This window comes from Candidatus Endomicrobiellum trichonymphae (assembly GCF_002355835.1).
Lineage (GTDB): Bacteria > Elusimicrobiota > Endomicrobiia > Endomicrobiales > Endomicrobiaceae > Endomicrobiellum > Endomicrobiellum trichonymphae.
The window spans coordinates 940,463-958,014 of record NZ_AP017459.1 but is presented as its reverse complement, the minus strand read 5'-3'; the positions used below and the strand labels follow the sequence as shown (position 1 = coordinate 958,014).

24 protein-coding genes are annotated in these 17,552 nt (G+C 33.5%); 19 read left to right on the top strand and 5 right to left on the bottom strand.

Translation table 11 applies throughout. The features are described 5' to 3' along the window. The 4 genes from RSTT_RS04875 to RSTT_RS04855 all read right to left on the bottom strand — a co-directional run bounded on the left by RSTT_RS04875 (position 1) and on the right by RSTT_RS04855 (position 3,477). On the bottom strand, positions 1-276 hold the full coding sequence (locus tag RSTT_RS04875) for a PDGLE domain-containing protein (RefSeq protein ID WP_015423661.1): 276 nt from the start codon (positions 274-276) through the stop codon (positions 1-3). Then, positions 269-955: an energy-coupling factor ABC transporter permease gene (locus RSTT_RS04870; RefSeq protein WP_096525870.1), complete on the bottom strand. Its 687-nt coding sequence runs from the start codon at positions 953-955 to the stop codon at positions 269-271. The genes RSTT_RS04875 and RSTT_RS04870 overlap by 8 nt, the downstream gene beginning before the upstream one ends. Positions 956-1,237: 282 nt before the next feature. After that, a complete protein-coding gene (locus RSTT_RS04860; RefSeq protein WP_149030049.1) occupies positions 1,238-2,323 on the bottom strand; it encodes an LptF/LptG family permease in 1,086 nt (361 codons plus the stop codon). Then, complete coding sequence (locus RSTT_RS04855; RefSeq protein WP_096525867.1) at positions 2,323-3,477, bottom strand: LptF/LptG family permease; 1,155 nt, start codon at positions 3,475-3,477, stop codon at positions 2,323-2,325. The genes RSTT_RS04860 and RSTT_RS04855 overlap by 1 nt, the downstream gene beginning before the upstream one ends. A gap of 241 nt (positions 3,478-3,718) precedes the next feature. Here RSTT_RS04855 and RSTT_RS05970 point away from each other — a divergent pair, with 241 nt between their 5' ends. The 14 genes from RSTT_RS05970 (at position 3,719) to RSTT_RS04790 (ending at position 11,326) form a co-directional block, all read left to right on the top strand. After that, positions 3,719-3,907 (top strand): hypothetical protein, encoded by a 189-nt coding sequence (locus RSTT_RS05970; RefSeq protein WP_149030048.1) that lies wholly within the window; start codon positions 3,719-3,721, stop codon positions 3,905-3,907. A 61-nt stretch (positions 3,908-3,968) separates the two neighbouring features. Continuing rightward, positions 3,969-4,115 carry a hypothetical protein gene (locus RSTT_RS06265; protein ID WP_158302847.1) on the top strand — a complete coding sequence of 49 codons (147 nt, stop codon included), beginning with the start codon at positions 3,969-3,971 and terminating at the stop codon, positions 4,113-4,115. Positions 4,116-4,308: 193 nt separating this feature from the next. Then, positions 4,309-4,467, top strand: coding sequence for a hypothetical protein (locus RSTT_RS06685; protein WP_231941944.1), 159 nt, complete (start codon positions 4,309-4,311; stop codon positions 4,465-4,467). A 547-nt stretch (positions 4,468-5,014) separates the two neighbouring features. Then, positions 5,015-5,731 carry a ComF family protein gene (locus RSTT_RS04850; protein WP_015423657.1) on the top strand — a complete coding sequence of 239 codons (717 nt, stop codon included), beginning with the start codon at positions 5,015-5,017 and terminating at the stop codon, positions 5,729-5,731. A 200-nt stretch (positions 5,732-5,931) separates the two neighbouring features. Further along, positions 5,932-6,267 (top strand): hypothetical protein, encoded by a 336-nt coding sequence (locus RSTT_RS04845; protein ID WP_231941943.1) that lies wholly within the window; start codon positions 5,932-5,934, stop codon positions 6,265-6,267. A 151-nt stretch (positions 6,268-6,418) separates the two neighbouring features. Continuing rightward, entirely contained in the window at positions 6,419-6,604 is a 186-nt protein-coding gene (locus RSTT_RS04840) for a hypothetical protein (protein ID WP_096525865.1), read from the top strand. 433 nt (positions 6,605-7,037) lie between these two features. After that, the gene (locus RSTT_RS04835; protein WP_096525864.1) at positions 7,038-7,724 is read left to right on the top strand and encodes a CpaB family protein; all 687 of its coding nucleotides are present in this window, start codon (positions 7,038-7,040) and stop codon (positions 7,722-7,724) included. After that, positions 7,711-7,908, top strand: a complete 198-nt coding sequence (locus RSTT_RS04830) for a hypothetical protein (RefSeq protein WP_096525863.1) — start codon at positions 7,711-7,713, stop codon at positions 7,906-7,908. Before RSTT_RS04835 ends, RSTT_RS04830 begins: the two co-directional genes overlap by 14 nt. 7 nt (positions 7,909-7,915) lie before the next feature. After that, the gene (locus tag RSTT_RS04825) at positions 7,916-8,275 is read left to right on the top strand and encodes a hypothetical protein (protein ID WP_096525862.1); all 360 of its coding nucleotides are present in this window, start codon (positions 7,916-7,918) and stop codon (positions 8,273-8,275) included. A 282-nt stretch (positions 8,276-8,557) separates the two neighbouring features. Next, complete coding sequence (locus tag RSTT_RS07235; RefSeq protein ID WP_231941942.1) at positions 8,558-8,878, top strand: hypothetical protein; 321 nt, start codon at positions 8,558-8,560, stop codon at positions 8,876-8,878. A gap of 457 nt (positions 8,879-9,335) precedes the next feature. Further along, positions 9,336-9,524, top strand: a complete 189-nt coding sequence (locus RSTT_RS04805; protein WP_096525858.1) for a hypothetical protein — start codon at positions 9,336-9,338, stop codon at positions 9,522-9,524. Between the two features lie 271 nt (positions 9,525-9,795). Then, on the top strand, positions 9,796-10,032 hold the full coding sequence (locus tag RSTT_RS04800; RefSeq protein ID WP_096525857.1) for a hypothetical protein: 237 nt from the start codon (positions 9,796-9,798) through the stop codon (positions 10,030-10,032). A 349-nt stretch (positions 10,033-10,381) separates the two neighbouring features. Further along, positions 10,382-10,657: a hypothetical protein gene (locus tag RSTT_RS04795; RefSeq protein ID WP_096525856.1), complete on the top strand. Its 276-nt coding sequence runs from the start codon at positions 10,382-10,384 to the stop codon at positions 10,655-10,657. A gap of 351 nt (positions 10,658-11,008) precedes the next feature. Then, positions 11,009-11,326 (top strand): hypothetical protein, encoded by a 318-nt coding sequence (locus RSTT_RS04790; RefSeq protein ID WP_096525855.1) that lies wholly within the window; start codon positions 11,009-11,011, stop codon positions 11,324-11,326. A gap of 160 nt (positions 11,327-11,486) precedes the next feature. Here the strand turns inward: RSTT_RS04790 and RSTT_RS04785 are convergent, their stop codons facing one another. Beyond that, complete coding sequence (locus RSTT_RS04785; protein ID WP_149030047.1) at positions 11,487-12,464, bottom strand: hypothetical protein; 978 nt, start codon at positions 12,462-12,464, stop codon at positions 11,487-11,489. A 527-nt stretch (positions 12,465-12,991) separates the two neighbouring features. Between RSTT_RS04785 and lysS the strand changes: the two genes are divergently transcribed. The 5 genes from lysS (at position 12,992) to ilvE (ending at position 17,541) form a co-directional block, all read left to right on the top strand. Beyond that, positions 12,992-14,461, top strand: a complete 1,470-nt coding sequence (gene lysS, locus RSTT_RS04780) for a lysine--tRNA ligase (protein ID WP_096525853.1) — start codon at positions 12,992-12,994, stop codon at positions 14,459-14,461. Between the two features lie 113 nt (positions 14,462-14,574). After that, entirely contained in the window at positions 14,575-15,264 is a 690-nt protein-coding gene (locus RSTT_RS04775; protein WP_172412877.1) for an ABC transporter permease, read from the top strand. 13 nt (positions 15,265-15,277) lie between these two features. Then, a complete protein-coding gene (locus RSTT_RS04770) occupies positions 15,278-15,688 on the top strand; it encodes an FtsX-like permease family protein (protein WP_096525851.1) in 411 nt (136 codons plus the stop codon). 153 nt (positions 15,689-15,841) lie between these two features. Beyond that, the gene (locus RSTT_RS04765; protein ID WP_096525850.1) at positions 15,842-16,378 is read left to right on the top strand and encodes an ABC transporter ATP-binding protein; all 537 of its coding nucleotides are present in this window, start codon (positions 15,842-15,844) and stop codon (positions 16,376-16,378) included. Between the two features lie 287 nt (positions 16,379-16,665). Then, positions 16,666-17,541 (top strand): branched-chain-amino-acid transaminase, encoded by an 876-nt coding sequence (gene ilvE, locus RSTT_RS04760; RefSeq protein WP_015423653.1) that lies wholly within the window; start codon positions 16,666-16,668, stop codon positions 17,539-17,541. Positions 17,542-17,552 lie beyond the last annotated feature (11 nt).

The following is a 17,552-nucleotide window of genomic DNA, read 5'->3' as shown; positions in this document are numbered from 1 at the left end:
TTATTTTGTGAAATGTTTGACGACACTATTTATTCCTTTGTACAAAACATACAACAGAATTAAACCTGTTGCGCCGGCACATAAAGTTGACAGGAATTGATTATTGATGAAAGGAAAAGAGTATCCCGCAAATATTGAAACCGTCTCTTTGGCTTGCTTGTCAAAGCCGTAGTTTACTGCAAGCGTTTCCAAAGTATCGGGGTGTTTAGAAGTAAACAAACTTGCAGAAAGCACGACAAATATAGGAAATATAACAGCGCCAGTTTTTTTATTCATTTTTATTTTCCGCTAAATTTTTAAATGCTTTAAGTAACGCCATAGTAGTGACAGTTTCCAGTAAAGTGACAATCAAATGCAGACTCATCATATCTTTAAAAGCTGTTGTAAAGGATACGGTTTCCGAAATATCGAGTTCAATCAGACAGGATAAAGTGGCGGCTAACACCGAAAAGAAACATGCTGCTATGATTGCCAAATGATAATTTTTTTCTGACAATGCTTTGTAAATGTAATAGGGAAGAAAAGAACCGACAAAAGCCATATTAAAAATATTTGCGCCGAGTGAAAGTATTCCTCCGTCGGCGAAAAATAAAGACTGAACGGTAAGGACAGAAGAAATTATTAAAAATCCTGCAGACGGTCCCGCAAGAACAGCCGCAAATACTCCCCCTATTGGGTGTGCCGAAGTCGCTGATTGTATGGGAATGTTGAACATCTGGAAAGCAAATATCCACAGTGCGGCAATTGTCAGCTTTTGGAAATATTTACCTGCATTGTTAGAAAGTCCGCTTTCGCAGAATCCGGCACTTGTATTGCCATTATTTCCCACAGGAACATCTGCAAATGTAGTTGCGATTTGGAGAACTCTTCCTAAACAGAATCCGAGCATGCCTAATGCGCTGGCAAGCAGTCCTCCGGACAAACTGCTGTTTAGAAACCCGTCAGGGATATGCATATTATAACCTCCGATATAAACTTCAATATATCGTGAATATGATAATAAATTTAATTTTTTTTATCCATATTGCGATTGTTGCAAGAAATTGCGACATCTGCAACTTAGAAAGAAAATTTTTTCATGCTTTTGTTGTGCGTAAAAGACGGAATAATTTAGTGAAATTAACCTATAAGCAGAGAGCAGTCTTAAATTTTGTTGAGAATTTTTTTATTTAAAACGGAGAATGTCTTTAACTAAATAACTTATTTTTTTCATAAAATAGAATCTTCTTAAGATTCATCATTTCTTTACTTTAATGAGCAGATAAATTCCAATTGCTGAAAATATTAGATTTGGGAGCCAAGCGGCTATAAATGGCGATAAGATAAGATTCTCGCCAAGCGACTTTGTGATTGCCTGAGTTCCCCAGTAAATAAGTGCGGCAGTCATAGCGAGCGTAGAGCTTAATATTTTACCTAGTTTGTTTTCAAATCCAATAGCAAAAGGAATTCCTATCATCATAACTACAATGTAAGCGTAAACGGCGGCAAATCGTATATTTAAAATAATTCTTTCTCTGACTGTTGTTTGTCCGAACAATCTAAGCTGATTGATATATTTTTTAAGCGCGTGCATATTCATAGTCTCGTAGTTGACATCTTGTATCGCCATCGCCATATGTTCAGGTTTTATATGTATATTGGAATTATATTGTTCAAAATATGTTTCATTCCAGAAATTAGCATTAAAATTTCTTATGATTCCGTTTTTTAAAAGCCACGAGTCATTCTCCCATATGCCGACTTCGGCTAAAATGAGATGCTCTATTTTAAATTTGTCGCTGTATTTTTCTATTGCAATATTTTTCATTACATTTTCTTCGGTGTTTAAATGGTCTATTGTAATTCTTGTGTTACTTAACGCGGGAACTATTAAAGAATAGAATTCGGTTTTTATATTTATTTTTTCTTTCTGTATTTTTTCTTTTTCTATTGTCTTGTTGTATAAGCTTGTTTTAGGAACAATAAATTCTTTTATGGCGAAGTCGCCTGTTCCTATGACAAACCCCATTATAAAAAACAATATAATAATCCTCGAAATATTTATTCCGGCGGCTTTTATTGCTGTTATCTCGTTATTTTTTGATAAATCTCCGAGAGCAAATAAGAGAGCTAAAAGAGCGGATATGGGAAGTGCTTGTATAAGCCACCATGGCATATCTGAGAGCAGGTGGATGAGTATCAGGTAAAAAGGAGTTTTATTGTCTATATAAAGATTTGTCTGTCTGAATAATTCGGATATTATTCCTACTAATGCAATTACCGCAGTCGTAAACAGAAAAATTTTTACAAAGATTTTAGTAATGTATTTGTAAAGAATTTTCATTATTTTTTTACCATTTTTGTAAATAAACAAATTCCGGCGGCAGTAACTGTAATGTTCGGGAGCCACATTATAAGATTTGCCGGAACATACTCTTTTTCGCTTAAGATTAACGCAAGTATAAGTAGCATATAGTAGACTAATATGATGCTCAAACTCATTCCAAAACCTATGGTTTTCCCGTCTTTGCCTGCCATTATTCCTATAGGCAACGCAATAAGCACAAAAGAAATCGGGGCGAGAGCGTAAATCCATCGAATCCAGAATTCAATTTCGTTTGCCGTAAAGGGAATATCTTGTTCTTTACAGGTTTTTATGGTTTTAAGGATTTCAGGCGAAGACTTTTCTGACATGCTTAAAGTTTGTTCTTTCATAACCTCGGAGATCGGTATAAAAAAACAATAAGACTTAAAAGTCATATGTGTCATATTATTTATATCTGAAAAGTTTGCTTTCTGCCAATAACCGTCATAAATAAAGAACTGGGTACCGTTTTGATAGGATTTGACTTTTGCCGAAGATGCCGCTATACGCCACGCTTTGCTGTTGTTTTGCAAGAATAAACTTTTTTTATCGCTTTTTTCGTCATTATATCCGTAACAATAATCGTCCTTATTTTCAAATTTATATATGCTTACTTCGTAGAGAGTATTATTTTTTCTGTTTACTTTATTTGCGTATAAACGGTATTCTCCCAATTCAATTGTTGTTTTTTCGGTAAATTTGATAAGTGGTTTTTTTGTGAGAATTTCTCGATAGAGATTTACGAAATTGGAATTCATTGCCGGCGACAAAAAGTGATTAAAAAACAGAAGGAAAGAAGATATTATGCATACGAGAATTATTATAGGTAGCGAAAGAGTTCTATAGTTCACTCCTGAAGACTTCATTGCCGTGATTTCATTGTCTTCTGATAGTTTCCCGTAAGCGATTAATATGCCAAAAAGCACGGACATAGGTATCGCTAGCCTTAAAATGTTGGGAAGTGCGAAAGCAAATAATTTTAGAACTAAAAAAAAGGATACTCCTTTTGAAAGGAAAAGATCTACAAGCTCAAACACATAATCCAAAATAAAAAGAATAGAAAATACAGCCACTCCAAGAAGGAAAGATCCAAAAGACTCTTTAATAGTATATAAATGTAGTTTTTTTATCATATAATGATGGTTACTGAAAGAAACATTTTATTGTTTATTATTTCGCGATCACGCAATCAACTGTACCGGAAATCTGATGTTGAGCAACTGAAGAAACAGTAACCGGTAGCTCCCAGTTTATAACTTCGGATTTCGGGGATGACATTTAAGGTTAAGGTAAACAGAAACACAAGTATTCCTATGACGGCAAACAACTAGCATCTTTCTTGTATATTATAATTATATCAAAATTTATAAAAAAGTGAAAAAAAATGTATTTGTTGGATACGTATATTGGGGTTTTAGAATTCTTCTTGAACATAAGCAGGATCAGGATGTGGTTATTACAGAAACAGAACACAACAAGCGTTTGCAGGAGGCTCACAGGATAGGACTTATTCAGGGACATATTCTTGGATGTCCTAATGATATAATTAAAACGATTAAGTAACGAGATCTCTTATATAGCGGGAACAAAAAAAGACGTATAAAATATACTCGCATGTCCTGAAATGTTTATAGGAATGTCAGATATAGAAAGATTTTTCGGGATAGTAGAATGGAAGGTCGGCATGCAGCTTGATTTTAAACGCCATAATAAGAGCGTAACAACTTACGGTATTTCTTATGTTAACAACGCTGTGCGCAGAATTGATTAAAGACTTAGATTTTAAAAAATGTTCGACTTGTATTGCACTTTTGAAAATGCGAATTCTAATGAGTGGGATTATATTACTTCGAGGAGTCTGTCCGATCTCTTTCAAAAAGTATGTCGGACAATGCGCTTTTGATTTGGGGAAATTGAGATTCAATTTAAAATACGAAAATGACGAGTGTTAGCAGAAAAAAACTTTGGGGAGATACTATTCAAACGTTTATAGGAATACTTATATGGGACAGATTAGTTCCGATATAATATTTCCGTCAGAGATAAGAATTCCTGTTATCAATAAAGTGCTGTCGTTTAAAAACAGGATTATTTTGCTGTCAAATTTTAAATATGTAAATTAGCGATCGAAAATAAACGTGGAAAAAGATAACAATGCATCTGCAGCATATCTGCTAGTGTGGATTATGAAATATCAGAGTATTTCAAGCTTCTTATTGGCGTAAACCGGACAGATTCAAATATTGTGATATAATGTTTAAATTATTATGATATTATTTCTTTAATAGGCAAGTTGCCGATATGGTTCTAGATGGCGGCAAAGAAAAAAATGGAAGGTGAATACACTTTTTTTTACTGAGAAAAAATAGGTTCTGCGGTATGTGTTGTTTATCTGTAATCTCCGAACACTATTGTAGATTTTTTATTAGTATTCTGCACTCGGTTTCAATAAGCATAGGATTTGTTGTTTGTTATTTTTGAAAGGCATAGCTTTGAGGAATCTATAAAAGAAAATAAAAGACTGAATATTTTAGAGATTTGCAACAAGTCTGTATAGTTCTTCTAAATATGACAAACAGACTACGGATTCAAAATCTAATTCCAATTTTTGACGACAAGTTTCAAAGATGTCATAACTGAGTTTGTCAATATGCAGGATGTTTGATATTAATGAAAATTTTTTTCTTAAGGATTGCTAATTTCTTTCATCCAGTTACATGTTCCGTATGTGGAGACGATTTAAGTTTCTTATCGCAGACAAAAATATGCGATAAATGCAAGGAATCTTTTCCAGTTATAAAGAATCTGCTGTGCCAAAAATGCGGTATGCCATTATATGACGGTGGAGAATATTGTTGTATATGCAAAAAACATCCTAAAGAATATGCTTTTGACAAAATGAGGTCGGTTTATTTATATAAAGATTCATTGCGGAGTCTGATATTAAAATTCAAATATTCAGGCAGGTCTTTTCTTGCAAGAGATTTTGGTTTGTATATGTATGAAGCAATGAAACTGCATAGTTTTTATAACGATGCGGAATTTATAATACCGGTTCCTTTAAATATTGTAAGAAGAATTAAAAGAGGTTACAATCAGGCAGAACTGCTGGCAAATGAAATATCGATTAAGGCAGGCATTCCAATTCTGAGAAATGTTCTATCCAGAAAGAAAATTACAAAACCGCAATTTAAGTTGTCTAAGCTGGAGAGAGCGAAAAATATTAAAGATTCATTTTTTGTAAAAAACAGCGGTATCTTAAAAAGTAAGTCCGTAATATTAATAGATGATATAGCTACAACTTCCGCCACCGTCTCAGCTTGTTCTTTGGCATTAAAGACAGTCGGCACAAAAAAAGTGTATGTGCTGACATTGGCAAGAGACTGATGCAGCCACTTAAAAACGAAAATATGCTATATGGTACAATATTAAAATTTTGGTTTGTTCATCCTGTTTTTTTTGCACATTAAGTTTTGTAAAGCAGTAAAAAAGAATGGTTGCTGAAAGTTGGTATTATGATAAGCATTTTACAGATTCAATAAAGATAATAGAAAAAAGGAAAATAAAATGAAAAGAATAATCTAGTTTTGTTAGGTGTATTTTTAGGAGCAGGAGCGGTGTTAATAGGAATGTCGATTTGCGGACAAAAGAAAGAGTTGTCGGCTGTGGATCGTCTTAATGAGAAAATAATTTCTTTTTTAGATACAGACTTCTATAACCTTAATCAGTTCAAGGCTGGAAAATCTGTTTTAACTCTGGGAGAACAAGAGATATATCTAAAGAATTCATTGAAAGCTTCTGAAATATACAAAAATATAAATGAAAAGAAGGATACATTAGAAGCCTCTGACCGTGAACATCAGCTGTTTTTGGAAGTGGTGGAAACTTTAGAAGCGCAGAAAGAAAAGGAAATAAAGAAATAAATAATCGGTATCGCTTGTCTATTATCTATTAAAATAACGAGCGACTATTTTTCATGCTGTTGTCAGTGCTTACGTGGCAGCAAATTTCTACGGCTTAAGGTATGGTACGGATTTAATTGCATATATCCTTTCAGCAAAGAGTATATAGAAGATGGATGATATCAAGGATTATTTTTGCAATGCAAGGACAATAGAGAGGACTCTTGATCCTGATAAACTTGATATTAAAATTGAAATAAATGATTGCGAATCAGTTAAATATGATTTTGATAATATTGAAATTATTCCCAATATTGTAAAATTTAATCATAATGATACTCTTAATATGACAACATGATTAGTGCCCGCACTTACCAAAAAATCTATCATAGAGATAAAGTATTCATACAAAATTCTCGAAATATTAAAAATAACATGCAGGGAAGATATAGGAATAAAAGCTCGTTCTGGAGTATTGTCTGGAACCGGCAGTCAAGCTGCTCCGAGACGCTAAAAATAAAAAGAGGACAGAAAAGATGCTAAATTGGGGTTGGATTAAAAGACACAAAGGTTGAGTATATTCTTATTGTCTCGGTAGTAGTAGGAATTGTTTTTGTAGCTTATAAAAGTTTAGGGGAAAAAGTTAAAGGAAAGTTTGAAAGTGCTACGGAAACAGTACAGAAAGCATAAATAGAGAGTACGTACTAAATAATGAAAAGAACGGTATTATTTGCTCTTATTTTCGCTTTTCTTTCCGTATTTTTTGCTTATATGTAGAAATTAAGTATAAAATGATGGCTTACTTAACCGTTAAAACGGTTTTTGCAACGCGAATAATTCCTCAAGGAACAGAGTCATACAGCAGTATATGCTTTCTGCAAAGCGCATTCCGAAAGAATATATGCAGCCAAAAGCATTTCCAGAGTATAGAAGATTTATTCACTAGTGATGGCACTGCAGTTTATATATCGCTAAATACAATTGAAGAAAATGAGCAGATACTTTCAACAAAAATATCTAAAACAAATCAGGAGACTGGCATAAGTGCTTTAATTCCTGAAAACAAAAAAGCGTTATCAGTAAATTTTGACATAGAAACGTCAAATATTTTAACGACTGGAGCAAGCACATATATTTTCGGCATAGTAGATTGTAGAGATTATACCGATACAAATAAAGAACTTCAGGAATCAGTGTTTGCAGTTGCACAGAATGTTCTCGTCTTTATCAGTAGGCAACAATTATATAGGGACGTCAAAAAATGGGGTGACGATTACAAGAATGTTGGTATTATAACTCTGTCTGTATCTTTTGAAGAAGTGCAAAAAATTCTTATAGCTTCGCAAAGAGGGAGTCTTAAATATGTGATAAGACCTGCTGGTGATGTTGAAATATCAAATATAAAACCGTTAAGACTTTCTTCAATAGTAAAAGATATTTCAAAAATAGCACTTCTTCAAAATAATGAAGAAATTTAAAATAGGTAAACCAAAAAGAAATTTTAGAGATAATGAGCAAATATTCAAATATTGGGAAATAATATTTATTGCGGTAAAAAAAGACGGCTTTTTAAGGAATAGTAATACTTTTATAGGTGCTTCTTCCTTATATGTCTGGTGTGGTATCCGCAAAGAGTGCGATTTTAATTTCATAGGAATATAACTCTGTATTGTCAAATGTGAATTTTATATACTTAAAACTTGATGTCAGCTTTGATTCCCATGAGAATAAAATATTAAGCGGTTTTGAGATTTTTAAGAACGCCATTTGCTCTGAGTTCAATTTCTATGTGCAGGAACAGGTACTCTCTCTAAAATTTTCTTACAGGGAAAAATCGAATTTTTATGTCTCGGCTTTGGAAAATGTAATTAATATTTACAGTCCCCAAACAAAAACTTTGAAAGTATCCGCCGATCGTTATTATCAAGATGAAAACGTATATAAGGAATTGAGAGATAATATACAAGAAGTGCTTTTAGAAGAAATGAAAGATTATGCCAATGAAGCGGACAACGAAAAATTAAAGTAGACGGTACGAAAAGAGACTTAAAACCGTTATAGACAGAGTAATTTCGCAGGTTGGCAGGCATGTTGACGCGAGGGTTAAAGACGGTTCGCGTGTTAATGCAGTTATAAGACTGCGTCTTTTAACAGTCACGAGGAAATTTTTTTAAAAATAAACTTTTGACCGATTCTCTAATTTTGTCGGGAAGCATCAGCAAGGCAATTATTGAGTTTTTAAAAACATCGGTTATTTTGAAAAAAAGCATTATTATTTGAGGATGAGTAACCGGAAAGACTACTTTTTTAAATGTTGTATCCTCGTTTATACCAAAAGAAGAAAGACTTGTCACCATTGAGGAATATTCTGCAGAATTACAACTTCAGCAGGAGCATATTTGAAAGCAGATCTAAGTCGACGGAAGAACTGGGCGAAATTAATATAAGAAAACTTGTAACAATAGTTATGATGTCAGGAATGATTTCGATTGTCTCGCAAATTGCGTCTGCAGTTGGCATTATAAAGTGCAGCTTACACGTTATTCCGACGGTTCGTTCTGTAGTAAAGAGAATATATGGAATCAGATATGTTTTCAGATTTGATTTAAAAGGTTTTGAAAATGGTATTTAGAAAGGCGATTTTATTTTTTCGGGATATATTCCAGAGTTTGTAAATACGGCTTCGCAAATAGGAGTAAATATTAGATATTTAAGTTTTTAAATGAAAGAGATATTATTTCTTATTTCTCTTGCCGCGTTTGTATTTTGTTTTATATATTTTCTTGCAGGTAAAATAACAAGGATAAAGACAAAGGGAAATAAGAAAAAGTCTTTTGATTTTAAGAATTTAACTGTCTGTGCAGTTGGCCAGTCTCTTCAAAATACAATTAATACTGCTAAAACTCGAATTTGAAAAAATGTCGGACGAATTGGCTTTGGGTGTGAGTTTTGATAGAGTTTTGGAAGGCGCTTCTCGGAATTCTAATAGCAAGGAATTTAAACTTATGGTATAAGAGAATACTAAAGACACGGGAGCGAGTTTAAACAGTGATACTCCAGTCAAAGAGTTGCAATACAGTCAGAAATAATTGTTTGACAAGGCGTGGGGCAGAATATCTGGCATTATACCTTTTATAGTTTTATCTATGATGTGTGCGATTGAGCCTGATATTGTGAAGTCTTTATTTATTATTTTGCCGGGCAATATTTTGCTTCTTGTTGTGGTTTTAATGGTTGTTTGCATGCTTGTTTATAATAAGAAAAATGACGGAGATTGATTTTTAATGATAGTGTTATTTTGCGTATTTTTAGGTTTATTATTTGCTTGCGAACATCAGGAAAATGAAAATGCATAATGCTTTTGAAAAAAAAGAAAATAAAAGTTTTATAGTGTCTGTAATAATGTATAATGCCGAAAAATTCGGCAGACTTTATAGCTTGTGTGAAATATGGAAGATTTGCAGCTGAAATTGGGAAATCGGAATAATTTTAAACTCTCTCGGTGGCAGATATGAAAGAATTGATCCTTATCAATTTCTTGCACTTCAATTGTTTTCAACAATTGCCGGGATAGGATTTGCCGCTGTTTTTGTAAATACTGATATTTTTGTAATATTATTCTTTGGATTGGTTTTCAAGGAGGGAGCTAAAAGGAGAAAAGAGCTTATAGCAAGACAATTGCCACTTTCTGTTATGCTTGACGCAGTCCTTGACTTTTACGGAGTTGCTGAAAAAGTTACACAAATACTGCAGGAGCCGTTGGCAAACGAATTTAAAAACGCTTGACAAAAGTTTCTCTTGATTATGATAAAAAGGCTGCTTTAATGGAGATGGTGCAAAAAACTGAGGTTGAACAGTTGGGGTTTTTTGTCAGAACGGTAAATATGTCGCTTGAATCAGATACAGGAATGCGGATACTTTAAAGCGGTTTGCTGAGAAATGAAAGAACTTAGTCTACCAAGAAAAAAGCGCAGGAAGCACCTGTAAAAATGCTTATCCCTTTAGTTTTATTAATATTTCATACCATATTCATAGTTATTTTCGGACATATAGTAATCAATTTTATAAAAACAGGCTTCTGGTTTATTTCTAAGAATATTGGGTATAAAAGAGCAATTGCTGATTTTGATGTATTATGAAAAATAAAATAGTAATTTTAACAGTTTTAATGTTGGTTTTTAACTCAGTAGTTTTTGCGGTGCAGAAAGAAGACAGAACGATGCTAAAAGGTTTGAGTCCAATGAGCATGGGAGGCGTTTTACCGCAATTTCTGATGATGAATATGTGTTATTTTACCATCCAAACCCGCAGAGGTGATTGTTTAACTCAGATTGATATCGCTGTAAATAGAGAAATTGATTCGTATTTGAACAACAAAGAAGATTTTAATGGTTTTTGTAAATACCGATGAGACTTTATTAGTAAAATAGTTTTTCATATGTTAAATAATATGATATGTGTCTTCGTTTTGGTGCCGAATATTTTATTTATTTCTAAACCCTTATTATTGTACAAAGCTCATTAAGTTTTGATTTGGTCGTTTTTTTTCTTATGCCAATTTAAATTTTAAATTTGAGTTGCCGTTGTCGCATAAAGCGGAAAGAACGTTAGTTGGTGTTCTTCATATTGCTTTTAAAATTAATCCTCTTAAAGTGCTTCCATGATCGTTGTTTTTGGGTGCAAGTTTTAAGTATATGTACAAAATAAAGAGTTTTGCCGATAAGGTTATATTTTAGGTTCGTGTTGAAATTTCGGTTTAAGCATGTCTGATATTTACAATTATGGAATAGAGTATAAGAAATTGGATTTAGGTTCATTGAAGTTTTTGGAGGGTTACTCTGAGGCAAAAATTGATTCTAAACTTTGGAGTAGCATATATATCCTGAAAAGTTTTATTATTGGTTCGGCAAATACCGCGTTAGATAACAGAATGGTTTTTGCGTTTGACTTAAATTTAATGAATCCGGATGAACCTTTTGCTGACACTGCTCTTAAGAGATCGCATATAGGAGTTAAATATAAATTCGAGTCGTTTGTTGTAAGAGCATGTATTAACTCTGGTTACCTTGCTCTAGGATGATGACTTATTTCCGATATGATTAATATTGAATATTCGTTTTACGGTGAAGAAAGAGGAATATATACAAACCGAAATCCTGTCTGGTTTCACAGAATATGGTAAATGCAAAAAATAAAACAAAAAAAAGAAAAAGCAAAAGTAAATTGTGGCAATAAGTTTGTTAGCAGGAGAATATTATTTTAATGATTGTTCCTGCAGTTTTGCCGTCGGCACTTATTAAAACTGCAGTAATCTCATAATTCTCAAAAGATTCATTAATTTCTTTTCCGGGGTTTTCATTTGCTTTTGATATTATCTTAACTAAATTCGGATTTTCTGAGATTTCAAGTATATGTACGCCTTTTTCAAAATCTTTTTTCAGGATAGTGCCTGTATTGTCGTAGGCATACATGACTCTGTTCAGTGAATTTAATATTATAAATGCTGAACTGTCTTTAATTGAAGTTTCCTGCGAGTATTCAATAATTTTACCTAAACTTTCTCTGTCTTCTTCTAGTATTTTTATTTTCTTTGATATCTTTTCTTTTATTTTTTCGTTAAATTTATTATTTTCTAAAGATTTTTTTATTCTGTTAAACGGCAATAGTATAAACAGTTTTGAAAGACAATAAAGAATTATTACAATAAGCAACGCGACGGATGAAGCGGCGGTATAATATTTTATTTTCCAGTTTCTTGAAGTTTCTTTTGCTTCCTTAACCGAAAATATGCAAAACAGTGTGCAGTCGCTTATAAGCGGTTCTGAAAATAATAAAAAATCTTTATTAGTCGTTTGTTGTAAAGATTGAGTTTTTTGTTCTATTGCTTTATTGTAAATTCTGCTAGTTCTTTCTGCACTCCATTCACTTACATTGTTATGTATAATTACCTTGCCATTTTTATCTAAAATAAAGCAGGTTGTAATATTTTCTATTTTTGCAACTGATTCTATGTTTATAAGAAGGTTTATATCATCTGAATTTTCAAGAGCTTTGTTAAAAGACGGTACGATTACTTTTAAAGCAGATTTGGCTTTTTCTACTGCCATAATTTCCAAATCTTTTGCTTTGTCTTTTGAGAGAAATTCAATGAGCGGATAAAAGATTCCGCAGATGATTATTAATGAGAAAAATGATAAAAATATGACATTTTTTTTCATAGCAAAATTATAACATAAATTGTAATGAATTGTCATCATAAGATGCCAGTGTTGAGATGTTGGTCCTTTTCACAATATAGATTGCTTCTGAGGCAATTGTCTGTTTGCGGTTACAAAGGACATTTAATGGAAAGTATAAAATTGAATATACCTGTAGTCTAAGTGGGAACATTTTGGAAAAAACTTGCAGGATTTATGTTAAAAAAAGAGCGAATTATGCTCTTTCGTTTGATAAGTGTAGATCTGTGCATATTTTTTATGCATTTTGTTTACTTAGACAGAGAGAATAGGGCTCTAAAGGTTATAAAGTCGTTAAAACCTTTTAAAATAGCTTTACCCGTAAGAAATGTGCAGTTTCAACTCTCGATATTCCTTCAGGTATTGTTGATGCCGAAATGTTTTAGCAGTTAAAAAACGGATTGATTTTTAAATGAAAAATTAAACTCATTATTTTGACTGAACTTCAAGAAAATGATACAATTTTTGTAGTTTTATTTTAGATTTTTATGTGCAGGAAAACGTGGCAAATGGAAAAAAGAGAACGAGAGCAGCAGTCAACTCCTATTGAACAAATAATTCAGCAGAGAAAACAAAAGATAAAAGATTTTACGAATGCTGGGGTAAATCCTTATCCCGCAAAATATGTTTTAGATGGAAATAACGCCGACATACAAAAAAAGTTTATTTATCTTGAAAGAGAACAGCTGGCGAACATAAAAGTTAAAGCTGCAGGCAGAGTTATGACGTACAGGAATATGGGTAGGGCGGCATTTTTGGATATAAAAGATGGGCTTGCAAAAATTCAGATTTATATCCGGGCGGACAAAATGGGAGAAGAGCAGTACAAATTTTTTAAAAGTATGGTTGACATATCTGATATTATTGCCGTCGAAGGAATACCTTTCAGGACGAGAACAAATGAATTAAGCATAATGGTTGAAAAATGGACTATGCTTACAAAAGCGTTCAGGCCGCTGCCTGAAAAGTGGCATGGACTTAAAGATATCGAAATAAGATGCAGACAAAGATACCTGGATTTAATTGCAAACAGTGAAGTAAAAGATATTTTTGTAAAAAGAAGTATGGTAATTTCAGCTGTAAGACATAAACTTGAAGAGCTTGGTTTTATAGAAGTGGAAACTCCTATTTTGCAGTCTCTTGCGGGGGGAGCAAACGCAAGACCGTTTATAACGCATCACAATGCTTTAGATATAAATTTATTTTTAAGGATTGCCCCGGAACTTTTTTTAAAGCGTCTTGTAGTTGGAGGACTAGATAGAGTTTTTGAGATAGGAAGAAACTTCAGAAATGAAGGCATAGATAAAAACCACAATCCTGAATTTACTATGCTGGAGCTTTATCAAGCGTATGCCGACTACAACGATATGATGGACATGAGCGAAATTTTAATCAAAGCGGCTGCAAAAAAAATTGGATCCGCTCTAAATTTAGAATTCACAAGAGTGAAGATGTTTGATTTGATAAAAAAATACGCGGGACTTGATTTGCTGCCGTATGTTGAAAGCGGGAAAATGTTTGAGCAGGTAAAGCACTTGAATCTTGATTTGACTGAAGATGCAACCGATAGGAAGATTTTAGATCAGCTTTTTGAGGAAAAAGTTGTGCCAAATTTAAAAAATCCGACTTTTGTTATGGATTATCCTGCGGTTTATTCGCCGCTTTCAAAGGTTAAATTTGATCAACCTGAAATAGCCGAAAGATTTGAACTTTATATAAGCGGAATAGAGATAGGAAATGCCTATTCCGAGCTTAACGATCCGGAACTGCAAAAAATAAGATTTACGCAGCAGATGAAAGCAAAGAAGAAAGGTGACGACAAAGTTATGCCTTACGACGAAGATTTTATTTTTGCACTTGAACAGGGGCTTCCCCCGACTGGTGGTTTAGGCATAGGTATAGACAGGCTTGTTATGGTTTTAACTGGTGTTGAGTCAATCAGGGAAGTGATAATATTTCCCGCGATGAGGCCAGAATAAATATTTATGAATATGTTGTCTGTGGAATTTTTTATAGCGTTTAGATACTTAAAGGCAAAAAAGAAAAGTTTTTTTCTCTAATTACTACTTTTATTGCTGTAGGCGGCACTACTTTGGGAGTTGCTGCTCTTGTTGTAACCCTTGCAGTTATGAGCGGTTTTCAAAATGATATAAGAAACAAAATTTTGGGCATACAGCCCCATATAATTGTTGTAAGGATTGACGGTGAGCCATTTAAAGATTATCTTAAGATTGAATATAAAATAAAAACAAACAGCGATGTTTTAAGCGTTTCTCCGTTTATATGTAAACAGGGGATTGTCATAAGTCTCGGCTTGTCGACGAGTTTAATAGTAAAAGCTGTAGACTATAAAAATGAAAACGGCATGCTTGATCTTTCAAAACAGATGACAGTTTTGGATATGAGTTTTAACGGTGAGAAGATAGGGAAAAAATCAATAATTCTCGGAAGCGAGCTTGCAAAAAATATTGCCGTCAGTGTGGGCAATAAAGTTGTTTTAATGTTTCCTAGTAATTTCAGCAGTATTCCTAAAATGTATGAATTTACGGTATCGGCTGTTATACAGTCGGGGATGTACGATTTTGATTATTCTCTCGGTTTTATTGATTTGGAAGAAGGACAGAAACTTTTTTCAGTGCAGAATGAGATAACAGGGTTTGATATACACATAAATAATTTTGACAAAGCCGTGACGGCAGCAGCACTGCAGAAAGATTTATCTTATCCGTACAGGGTAAAAACGTGGATTGAGATGAATAAAAATCTTTTCTCGGCGCTTTAAGCTTGAAAAAATAATGATGTTTCTAATTTTGGGACTTATAATACTTGTTGCCGCGTTTAATATTGTTTACAATCTTCTGCTTTTGAGCGTTCAGAAATCAAAAGAGATAGGCATAATATCTGCGATGGGTTTTTCAAAGTTTTCAATTTCAAAAATATTTTTTTACGAGGGACTTATTGTGGGTTCATCTGGAACCGTTTTAGGAATTATGTCGGGTCTTGCAGTGAGTTTTTTATTAAAATATTTTAACATATTTAAGCTGCCCAAAGGCATTTATTACGTTGATAAGCTGCCCATATCCATAATACCGGCAGATATAATTATGATTGCGGCATGCGCATTCATTATCACAGTAACAGCTGGAATTTATCCCGCTTATCAGGTTTCAAAATTAGACCCGCTTGAAGCGATAAGATACGGATAAGCAACAGAATAAAAATTGGAATTATTTTTTTTCTGTCATTTTGAGTGAAACAGCAGAGCTGTAAGATAAGAAATCTGAAAAGACTGGATTATCCTGTGGCAATTTACAGCAAAGTTGTTTTACTCTCTATGAGATCAACGCGGTAACCACAAAATGAACATAATAGCAGAGAACTTAAGCAAAAACTATAAGAGAAAAGGTCTGCCAGATATTAAAGTGCTGAAAAATATTGATTTTGAAATAATGTCCGGGCAGAAAATAACTTTAACTGGTCCGTCGGGAGCTGGTAAAAGTACTTTAATCCATATTTTGGGACTTATGGACAGACCTACGTCGGGGAAAATTTATATAGATGACGTTGATTGTTTTGCAGGCGATGATAAATATTTGTGTGTTATGAGAAAGAAAAATATAGGTTTTGTTTTTCAGTTTCACTATCTTATGCCGGACTTTACAGTTATGGAAAATATTTTGCTTCCGGTGTGGAATGAGAGAAATATAAAGTTTAAGCATGCTCAAAATATTTTGGAGAAAGTCGGAATCTTGCACTGTCAGAATCATTTTCCCAGCGAGTTATCCGGCGGAGAGCAGCAAAGAGCTGCAATTGCAAGAGCGTTGATAAATAATCCGCAGATAGTTTTTGCTGACGAACCTACTTGTAATTTAGACAGATTACTGGACTTGAAATAGAAAAATTGCTATTTGAAAGTTCTTCAGAAACAGGTTTAACGCTTGTGCTTGTTACGCATAATGACGAACTTACTTCCAAAGCCGACAAAATAATAAAAATAACTGATGGAAAGATGTTGAAATAATCAGTAAGTAATACTGTGCCTAAGGGTTCGCTCATTTTTTGATTATTCAAAATTTTGTTTCCTGCGGGATGATAAAATTTCATGGCGTAACTTTTTGTATTGTCTGCACTAAATATAGTTTGTGTTTAAATTGTATATCCGCATGCTGAAAAGGAGAAAGAAATGAAGATTTATCTTGATGGAAAACTTGTTGAGAAAGAAGATGCAAAAATTTCTGTTTTTGACCACGGATTACTATACGGAGACGGCATTTTTGAAGGTATAAGAGCTTATAACGGAAGAGTTTTCAGATTAAAAGAACATTTAGATAGATTATGGTCGTCTGCAAAAGCTATTAATATTAAAATCCCAATTCAGCAAAAAGATATGGAAAAAGCGGTGATAAAAACTCTTTTGACGAATAAGCTTTGCGATGCCTACATAAGACTTGTAGTTACGAGAGGTAGCGGGGATTTGGGACTTGATCCCAGAAAGTGCATAACGCCGCCGTCAATAATAATAATCACAGACAACATTTCTTTATATCCGGAAGAACTCTATGAGAAAGGAATGGATGTAATAACGGTTTCTACAAGGAGAATAAAACAGGATTCTTTAAGCCCGAATATTAAGTCGCTTAACTATTTGAATAATATACTTGCGAAGATGGAAGCCATAAGGAGTGGAGTTATGGAAGCCATAATGTTAAACGCTGAGGGCTATGTAGTTGAATGTACCGGCGATAATATTTTCCTTATGAAAAACGGAGTTCTTTATACGCCTCCGGGATCGGAAGGAGCTTTGATAGGAATAACGAGGGATGCTGTTATAGAACTTGCAAAAAACAAACTAAAAATTCCGGTGAGAGAAGAACGCGTAAGCATATACAACGTATATACTTCAGACGAATGTTTTCTAACCGGGACTGCGGCTGAAATAATACCTGTAGTAAGCGCAGATTCAAGAGAAATTGCCGACGGCAGTCCTGGCAAGACGACAGTAAAACTTATAAAAGAATTTAAAAATCTTACAAGATTAACCGGCACGCCGATTAAGTAGTAGATTTTCTT

Coding starts and splice junctions, on each gene's coding strand:
- RSTT_RS04855 (WP_096525867.1), bottom strand. CDS start 3,477: ATGATAAAAAAACTACATTTATATACTATTAAAGAGTCTTTTGGATCT.
- RSTT_RS04850 (WP_015423657.1), top strand. CDS start 5,015: ATGAAAATTTTTTTCTTAAGGATTGCTAATTTCTTTCATCCAGTTACA.
- RSTT_RS04765 (WP_096525850.1), top strand. CDS start 15,842: ATGAACATAATAGCAGAGAACTTAAGCAAAAACTATAAGAGAAAAGGT.
- RSTT_RS04830 (WP_096525863.1), top strand. CDS start 7,711: ATGAAGAAATTTAAAATAGGTAAACCAAAAAGAAATTTTAGAGATAAT.
- RSTT_RS04785 (WP_149030047.1), bottom strand. CDS start 12,464: ATGAAAAAAAATGTCATATTTTTATCATTTTTCTCATTAATAATCATC.
- RSTT_RS04770 (WP_096525851.1), top strand. CDS start 15,278: ATGATGTTTCTAATTTTGGGACTTATAATACTTGTTGCCGCGTTTAAT.
- RSTT_RS04860 (WP_149030049.1), bottom strand. CDS start 2,323: ATGAAAATTCTTTACAAATACATTACTAAAATCTTTGTAAAAATTTTT.
- ilvE (WP_015423653.1), top strand. CDS start 16,666: ATGAAGATTTATCTTGATGGAAAACTTGTTGAGAAAGAAGATGCAAAA.
- lysS (WP_096525853.1), top strand. CDS start 12,992: ATGGAAAAAAGAGAACGAGAGCAGCAGTCAACTCCTATTGAACAAATA.
- RSTT_RS04840 (WP_096525865.1), top strand. CDS start 6,419: ATGGATGATATCAAGGATTATTTTTGCAATGCAAGGACAATAGAGAGG.
- RSTT_RS04790 (WP_096525855.1), top strand. CDS start 11,009: ATGTCTGATATTTACAATTATGGAATAGAGTATAAGAAATTGGATTTA.
- RSTT_RS04875 (WP_015423661.1), bottom strand. CDS start 276: ATGAATAAAAAAACTGGCGCTGTTATATTTCCTATATTTGTCGTGCTT.
- RSTT_RS04835 (WP_096525864.1), top strand. CDS start 7,038: ATGATGGCTTACTTAACCGTTAAAACGGTTTTTGCAACGCGAATAATT.
- RSTT_RS06265 (WP_158302847.1), top strand. CDS start 3,969: ATGTTTATAGGAATGTCAGATATAGAAAGATTTTTCGGGATAGTAGAA.
- RSTT_RS07235 (WP_231941942.1), top strand. CDS start 8,558: ATGTTGTATCCTCGTTTATACCAAAAGAAGAAAGACTTGTCACCATTG.
- RSTT_RS04870 (WP_096525870.1), bottom strand. CDS start 955: ATGCATATCCCTGACGGGTTTCTAAACAGCAGTTTGTCCGGAGGACTG.
- RSTT_RS04795 (WP_096525856.1), top strand. CDS start 10,382: ATGAAAAATAAAATAGTAATTTTAACAGTTTTAATGTTGGTTTTTAAC.